General features: G+C 66.1%; 7 protein-coding genes and 1 pseudogene. 6 read left to right on the forward strand and 2 right to left on the reverse strand.

The genetic code is table 11. The annotated features are described in order from the left end of the window. Positions 1–93 precede the first annotated feature (93 nt). On the reverse strand, positions 94–747 hold the full coding sequence (locus tag H162_RS0124895) for a TetR/AcrR family transcriptional regulator (RefSeq protein WP_040788156.1): 654 nt from the start codon (positions 745–747) through the stop codon (positions 94–96). A 293-nt stretch (positions 748–1,040) separates the two neighbouring features. Between H162_RS0124895 and H162_RS0124900 the strand changes: the two genes are divergently transcribed. The 6 genes from H162_RS0124900 to H162_RS0124925 are packed head-to-tail and all read left to right on the forward strand — an operon-like array spanning position 1,041 to position 6,704. Next, complete coding sequence (locus H162_RS0124900; protein ID WP_020656209.1) at positions 1,041–2,027, forward strand: substrate-binding domain-containing protein; 987 nt, start codon at positions 1,041–1,043, stop codon at positions 2,025–2,027. 13 nt (positions 2,028–2,040) lie between these two features. Beyond that, positions 2,041–3,069 carry a cupin domain-containing protein gene (locus H162_RS31885; protein WP_020656210.1) on the forward strand — a complete coding sequence of 343 codons (1,029 nt, stop codon included), beginning with the start codon at positions 2,041–2,043 and terminating at the stop codon, positions 3,067–3,069. Positions 3,070–3,118: 49 nt separating this feature from the next. Further along, positions 3,119–3,982, forward strand: a complete 864-nt coding sequence (locus H162_RS0124910; protein WP_020656211.1) for a fumarylacetoacetate hydrolase family protein — start codon at positions 3,119–3,121, stop codon at positions 3,980–3,982. Positions 3,983–3,986: 4 nt separating this feature from the next. Next, positions 3,987–4,967 (forward strand): PDR/VanB family oxidoreductase, encoded by a 981-nt coding sequence (locus tag H162_RS0124915; RefSeq protein ID WP_020656212.1) that lies wholly within the window; start codon positions 3,987–3,989, stop codon positions 4,965–4,967. Positions 4,968–5,010: 43 nt separating this feature from the next. Next, a complete protein-coding gene (locus H162_RS0124920; RefSeq protein WP_026355067.1) occupies positions 5,011–5,760 on the forward strand; it encodes an electron transfer flavoprotein subunit beta/FixA family protein in 750 nt (249 codons plus the stop codon). Positions 5,761–5,774: 14 nt separating this feature from the next. Then, a complete protein-coding gene (locus H162_RS0124925) occupies positions 5,775–6,704 on the forward strand; it encodes an electron transfer flavoprotein subunit alpha/FixB family protein (RefSeq protein WP_020656214.1) in 930 nt (309 codons plus the stop codon). Between the two features lie 277 nt (positions 6,705–6,981). On the opposite strand, the pseudogene H162_RS35045 reads toward H162_RS0124925, so the two are convergent. Then, a pseudogene (locus H162_RS35045) lies at positions 6,982–7,182 on the reverse strand (IS4 family transposase); the annotation flags it as partial.

Raw genomic sequence — 7,182 nt, forward strand, 5'->3', positions numbered from 1 at the left:
AAACGGCAACCGCCGCTCACGGCGGCGGTTGGGAAGGCTGGCGGCCGCCGTCGAACGGGACAGCGGCGCGCAGTGCGGGATGCGTGGGAAGGGTCAGGCCTTGACGTTGGCCGCCGCCTGCGACACCAGGTGAATCAGGCTCGATGCGAGCATGGGCTTGAAGGCATCGATCGTCTCCCCCGATGCGCCGGCGATGGCATTCCCATCCTGCAGGGCCAGGGTGAAGCCGCTCAGCCGCTCCGGCAAGCCGGGGTCGGCCTCGAGGAGCGCGGCGGACAGGGTCTTGCGCCACCATGAAGCAAGCTCCGCGCGTTGCATCTGGCGGATCTTCAGGAAGCGTTCGCGGGCAACCTGCTCGCGCACCGATTTTTCGACGCTCAGGATGACCCCCAGGCGCCAGAAGTCGGCGGCATCGTACTGCCTCCCCGGCTCGGAAATGCCGAAGATCCGGTTGATGTGCTGCTCGAATGTCTCTCCGGGCAAGGGCCGGTGGTGCGAGATGACCTTGCTGTGCCAGCGCTCGAAACTGACCTCGATGAGCGCCGCCAGCAGCAGGTCCTTGTTCTCGAAATGCCAGTAGACGCTCCCCACGGGCAGCTCGGCCTTCTTCGCGACCTTGGCCATGGTCGCGCCGCTATAGCCGTCTTCGAGGATGACCTCGAATGCGGCATCCAGGATCCGCTCCCGTGCGGCGGCGCTGGTGCGGTGTTCTCCGGAACGGCGGGGACGATTAGTAATTAACGGCATGGTTTGGTCGAATGCTCTGCTGAAAAAGGCAAAAATGGTACCACGAGATATTGCGAAAAACCCACTGCCGGGCAAGGCAAGCAGGCCGGAGCCGGTGCATTCGAGCGGCATTCGCCGGCTTGCGCAGAGTGATGCGCGCACATTGATGCCCAAGCAGCATAGCTGAAATGAAGCTTTTCGCGTTGCATCAGTTTCCACGATCCCAAAAAATAGCGACACCGATCGGCACAGCGCGCCCCGCAGGACAAGGCTGGGCGCGCCCGCCGATACCGTGACACTAGCCAAGGAAACACATGAACAAACTGAAGCTCTCCGTGGCCATCGGCAACTATGACCGTTGCCGTCCCCTGATCGATGGCGCCGTCCAGATCGATGGCGTGGACCCGATTTTCATGACGCTCTCGCCGGAAGAAATCTTCTTCCGCGCGTTCCGCGGAGCCGAATTCGACATCTGCGAACTGTCGCTCTCCAGCTCCACCGTCAAGGCCGCCGCCGGCACCCTGCCCTACGTCGGCATCCCGGTGTTCCTGTCGCGCGCGTTCCGCCACACCGCCATCTACGTCCGTACCGACCGCATCCGCAAGCCGGAAGACCTGCGCGGCCGCCGCATCGGCCTGCCCGAGTACCAGCTCACCGCCAACGTCTGGGTGCGCTCCTTCCTCCAGGACGATCATGGCCTGGCCCCGTCGGACCTGACCTGGGTGCGCGGCGGCATCTCGCACGCGGGGCGGCCGGAAAAGATCAGGCTCGCGCTGCCGGCGGACGTCAGGCTGGAAGACGCGCCGGATGGCGAAACCATCTCGAGCCTGCTGGCCAAGGGCGAGATCGACGGCTACGTCGCGCCGCGCCCGCCGGATGTCGCGCCGGGGACGCCGAACATCGGCTGGCTGTACCCGGATCCGACCGCCGCCGCCATGGACTACTACGAGCGGACCCGCATCTTCCCCATCATGCACATCCTGGGCGTGCGCCGCGAACTGGCGGAACAACACCCCTGGCTGCCGGGCGCCATCTACAAGGCCTTCAACCAGTCCAAGGGCCTGGCGCTGGAACACCTGAGCGATACCTCCGCCACCAAGATCACCCTGCCCTTCGTGGAAGAACGCCTCAAGCAGGCGCGGGACCTGATGGGCGAGGATTTCTGGTCGTACGGCATCGACGGCAATCGCCATGTGCTGGAGACCTTCTTCCGCCACCACCACCAGCAGGGACTGTCCTCGCGGCTCGTGACCCCGGAAGACCTGTTCCATCCGGGGACCTTTGAATCCTTCAAGCTGTAAGGAGCGCGCCACCATGAGCCAGTCCACCCCCGATTCCCGCCAACTCTGGCATGGCGCCCGCCTGGCGCCGCTGTGGGACAGCCCGAATGCGCACAAGCCGCCTCCGGGACCCGCTGGAGCCTGCATCTGGCGCTGGAGCGAAACCCGTCCCCTGGTCGACCTGGCGTTCCAGGAAACCTCGCCGGCTTCCGTCCAGCGGCGCGTGCTGCAAATGATGAGCCCGCATTCGCACTCGCTGGCGGACGAGTTCACCTGCGGTAACGTGCTCGCCGCCTTGCAGTGCCTGCTCCCCGGAGAGACCGCCCGCCCCCACCGCCACACCATGAATGCGCTGCGCTTCCTGCTCGAAGGATCGGGCGCGGTCACCCTGGTCGATGGCAAGGAATGCCCGATGGAGTACGGCGACCTGGTGCTCACCCCGGGCATGTGCTGGCACGAGCACAGGCACGACGGCCAGGAACCGGTGGTATGGCTCGACGTGCTCGACGTGCCGCTCCACCACTACCTCGGATCGGTGGTGTTCCAGCCCGGTCCCATCGGCGAGCAGCCGGTCACCATGGCGGATGCGGCCTTCGCTTCGCCCAACATCGTGCCCGACGCCATTGCCGGACGCCGCGACCACTCGCCGGTGTTCCGCTATCCGTATGCCGATGCGGTCCGCGCCCTGGCGCACGCGCCGGTCTCGCCGGACGGGGCGCGCCGGGTACGCTATGTCAATCCGCTCAACGGCCAGGCTGCGATGGCCTCGCTGGACACCTCGATGCTGCAGTTGGACAGCGGCTGCCGGACCCTGCCCGCACGCAGCAATGCCAACCTGGTCTGCACCGTGGTCGAAGGCCATGGCGAGAGCCGCGTGGGCGACCAGACGATTTCCTGGGGCCCGCGCGATACCTTCACCGTACCGCAGCATAACTGGGTGTCGCACCGCAGCAAGGAAGGCGATGCGCGCCTGTTCGTCGTATCGGACGCCGATGTGATGCGCCGCCTCGGCGTATTCAGGGAAGACATCGAGACCGCAAGCCAGGTCCCCGCCGGCCGCTAGCCCGCGCCACGTCCCGATCCGCCCCTTGTCATCTGAAAGAAGAAACATCATGAGAATCTGCTGGTACGACCAACAACAACTTGGCGTCGTCGACGACGGCAAGGTCTACGACGTCAGCGCCGCGCTGGACGCGCTGCCCGCCGCGCGCTACCCTGCCGCTCCGGGCGACCTGCTGATCTCCCATCTCGACGGCCTGCGCGCCGCCATCGCGCGCCACCTGCCGCACGCCTCGTCCAAGCCGGTGGCGCAGGCCCGCTTCCTGAGCCCCGTGGCGAACCCCGGCAAGATCATCGGCGTGCCTGTCAATTACATGGACCATGTGGTGGAGGCGGAAGCCGACCGCGCCACCTTCACCGACCGCTACAAGGGCGGCGTCACCGAACAGGGCTTCTTCCTGAAGGCCGCCAGCTCCCTGGTCGGCCCGGCCGAAGGCGTGGCGCTGCGCTTCCCCGAACGCCTGAGCCATCATGAAATGGAACTGGGTATCGTCATCGGCAGGAAGGTCGCCAATGTCTCCGAGGCGCAGGCCCTGTCCTGCATCGCCGGCTACGCGATCGCGCTGGACATGACGGTGCGCGGTCCCGAGGACCGCTCCCTGCGCAAGTCCCTCGACAGCTATGCGGTGCTCGGTCCCTGGCTGGTGACCGCCGATGCCATCGCCGATCCGCAGGCGCTGGGCATGCGCCTGTACGTCAACGGCGAGCTGCGCCAGGAAACCAATACCGCCGCGATGATCATCGGGATCGCCGAGCAGATCGCCTGGGTCTCCCGCTTCTATACCCTGTACCCGGGCGACATCATCATGAGCGGCACCTGCGCCGGCGTCGGGCCGGTCGTGCCCGGCGATACCATGCACTGCGAGATCGATGGCGTCGCCGCCATGGATGTCGCCGTCAGGCTGGCCGGAGGCTGAGTCCATGTCGCAGCCATCTTCTACCACAGGCGCCGCCGCGCGCGAAACGCTGGCGCTCCGCCTGCAGTCGATCTCCTATGCGACCCGGGACATCCAGGTGTTCGAGTTCGTGCGTCCGGAAGGCGGGGCCCTGCCTCCCGTGACGGCCGGCGCCCACGTCGACGTCCACCTGCCCAACGGGATCACCCGTTCCTATTCGCTGCTGCATGCGGGCGAGTCCCTCGAGCGCTACCTGGTCGGCGTCAAGCGCGATCCGAACAGCCGCGGCGGGTCGCGCTACATGCACGAGCAGCTGCGCGTCGGCATGCCCATCACGCTGTCCCTGCCGCGCAATCACTTCCCCCTGGCGGAAGACTCCGCCCATACCGTCCTGATCGCCGGCGGCATCGGCATCACGCCGATCTGGTGCATGGCGCAGCGCCTCGAGCGCATCGGGGCGTCGTGGGAGCTGTGGTATGCCTGCCGCTCGCGCGCGGACCTGGCCTTCCTGCCCGAACTGGCGCGCTTCGGCGACCGCGTCCATGTCCACCTGGACGAGGAAGCGAACGCCGTCCTGGACATGGCGGGCATCGTGGCGGCGGCGCCTGCCGACGCGCATTTCTATTGCTGCGGACCGGCGCCGATGCTGGCGGCGTATGAAGCCGCCGCCGCCGGCCGTGCGCCGGACACGGTCCACCTCGAGCGCTTCGGTGCGACCCAGCCCCTGGTGACCGGCGGGGACGGCTTCGTCGTCCAGCTGGCCCGGGCCGGGATCGAGCTGGTGGTGCCTGCGGAATCGACGCTGCTGGAAGTACTCACCAACCATGGCATCGTCATCGACTCTTCCTGCCAGGCGGGCATTTGCGGCTGCTGCGAGATCACGGTGCTCGCTGGCGAAGTGGACCACCGGGACGAGGTGCTGACGCAGGCGCAGCGGGCCGGCCACAAGAGCATGATGGCCTGCTGTTCGCGGGCGAAAAGCGCGCGCCTGGTCCTCGACCTGTAATGGGGCCGCAGCGCCCCGTCTCCGATTGTTTGAAAAGGACAGCATGAAAATCCTTGTACCTGTGAAGCGCGTGGCGGACTACAACGTCAAGGTGCGCGTCAAGTCCGACGGCTCGGGCGTGGATATCGCCAACGTCAAGATGTCGATGAATCCCTTCGACGAAATCGCCGTCGAGGAAGCGGTTCGCCTCAGGGAAGCCGGGCAGGCCGCCGAAGTCGTCGCGGTCTCCGCCGGCGTCGCCCAATGCCAGGAAACCCTGCGCGCCGCGATGGCCATCGGCGCCGACCGCGCGATCCTGGTGGAGAGCGGCGACGAGCTGCAGCCGCTCGCCGTGGCCAAGCTCCTGAAAGCCGTGGCCGAGCGCGAGCAACCCGGGCTCGTCATCCTGGGCAAGCAGGCCATCGACGACGACTGCAACCAGACCGGCCAGATGCTCGCGGCGCTGCTGGGCTGGCCGCAAGCCACCTTCGCATCCAGTCTCGGCCTCGAGGGAGGCAGGGCCATCGTCACCCGTGAAGTCGACGGCGGCCTGGAAACCGTGGCCCTGACCCTGCCGGCCGTGGTGACCACCGACCTGCGCATGAACGAGCCGCGCTATGTCACGCTGCCCAACATCATGAAAGCCAAGAAAAAGCCGCTCGACCTCGTCAAGGCGGCCGACCTGGGTATCGATACCAGCCCGCGCCTGGCGACCTTGCAGGTCGTCGAGCCGTCCAGGCGGACGGCCGGCGTCATCGTCAAGAGCGTCGACGAGCTGGTGGCCGGGCTCAGGAACGAAGCGAAAGTGATCTAGAACAGGAACCCATCATGACCGCACTCGTCATCGCAGAACACGACAATGCTTCGCTCAAGGCGAGCACTCTCCCTACCCTCACCGCCGCCGCCCAGTGCGGCGGCGAAGTCCATCTTCTCATCGCGGGCCACCAGTGCGGCGCCGTCGCCGCGGCGGCCGCCGCGCTGGCGGGGGTCTCCCGGGTCCTGGTGGCCGAGGCGCCGCACTTCGCCGACGGGCTGGCTGAAAACATCGCCGCGCAGGTACTGGCCATCGCCGGCAGCTACACGCACATCCTCGCTCCCGCAAGCGCCTACGGCAAGAACATCCTGCCGCGCGTGGCCGCGCTGCTGGATGTGGCGCAGATCAGCGAAATCACCAGGGTGGCCGGGCCGGACACCTTCGAGCGGCCCATCTACGCCGGCAACGCGATCGCGACGGTGCGGTCGATCGATCCGGTCAAGCTCATCACGGTGCGCACCACGGCCTTCGAGGCGGCCGGCCCAGGCGGCGCAGCCGCCATCGAGCGGATCGCACCGGTCGGCGATGCCGGCACCTCGGCCTTCGTCGCGCGCGCATCGGCCAGGTCCGACCGGCCGGAACTGACGGCCGCCAGGGTGGTCGTCTCCGGCGGGCGCGGCCTGGGCTCGGGCGAGAATTTCAGTATCCTGGAACCGCTGGCCGACAAGCTGGGCGCGGCCATGGGCGCCTCGCGCGCAGCGGTCGACGCGGGCTTCGTGCCGAACGACTGGCAGGTGGGCCAGACCGGCAAGATCGTGGCGCCGCAGCTGTATATCGCGGTGGGACTGTCGGGAGCGATCCAGCACCTGGCCGGGATGAAGGATTCGAAGACGATCGTCGCGATCAACAAGGATCCGGACGCGCCCATTTTCTCGGTGGCCGATTACGGCATCGTGGGCGATCTGTTCGAGATCGTGCCGCAACTGACCAGGGAACTGGGCTGACAGCCGGCCAGGGAATACTGCCCGCCTCCATATGGCGGAAACCAGAACGGGTTCACGACAAGGTGAACCCGTTTTTTATTGCGCTGTCGCCTACGCATATCGAAGAGACCGATCACGGCCCTGAGCAATTACTTCGCTAAACTGATACTGATACGCGAGGCAATTAGGGTCAGAGTCGAATTGTTCATTAACATTCTCACTATTCACGATAATTCAACTCTGACCCTCGTTACATTGCGCGCAATTGCTCAATAATTTGACTCTGACCCTAATGCCGTTAAGTTAGGGTTGGCGGTCGTCGGAGTCGGCGTTCTGGATAGCGTTGCGGTTTGGCTTTGGTGACCCGGTCGAACTTTCGGCCGGGTCGATACACATTCAGTTCGACGATCATCCTTTCGCGCATGCGTTTAAGTACACCTGGTAAGTTGCCCTGTGCATGCAAGGCGGCTGCGTGGGTCATTTCGTACTGAAACGCAGC

The sequence above is a fragment of the Massilia niastensis DSM 21313 genome, assembly GCF_000382345.1.
Taxonomy (GTDB): Bacteria; Pseudomonadota; Gammaproteobacteria; order Burkholderiales; family Burkholderiaceae_D; genus Telluria; species Telluria niastensis.

Excerpts from the sequence above, each read along its gene's own strand:
- H162_RS0124900 (WP_020656209.1), top strand. The coding sequence starts at position 1,041 with ATGAACAAACTGAAGCTCTCCGTGGCCATCGGCAACTATGACCGTTGC.
- H162_RS31885 (WP_020656210.1), top strand. The coding sequence starts at position 2,041 with ATGAGCCAGTCCACCCCCGATTCCCGCCAACTCTGGCATGGCGCCCGC.
- H162_RS0124910 (WP_020656211.1), top strand. The coding sequence starts at position 3,119 with ATGAGAATCTGCTGGTACGACCAACAACAACTTGGCGTCGTCGACGAC.
- H162_RS0124915 (WP_020656212.1), top strand. The coding sequence starts at position 3,987 with ATGTCGCAGCCATCTTCTACCACAGGCGCCGCCGCGCGCGAAACGCTG.
- H162_RS0124920 (WP_026355067.1), top strand. The coding sequence starts at position 5,011 with ATGAAAATCCTTGTACCTGTGAAGCGCGTGGCGGACTACAACGTCAAG.
- H162_RS0124895 (WP_040788156.1), bottom strand. The coding sequence starts at position 747 with ATGCCGTTAATTACTAATCGTCCCCGCCGTTCCGGAGAACACCGCACC.
- H162_RS0124925 (WP_020656214.1), top strand. The coding sequence starts at position 5,775 with ATGACCGCACTCGTCATCGCAGAACACGACAATGCTTCGCTCAAGGCG.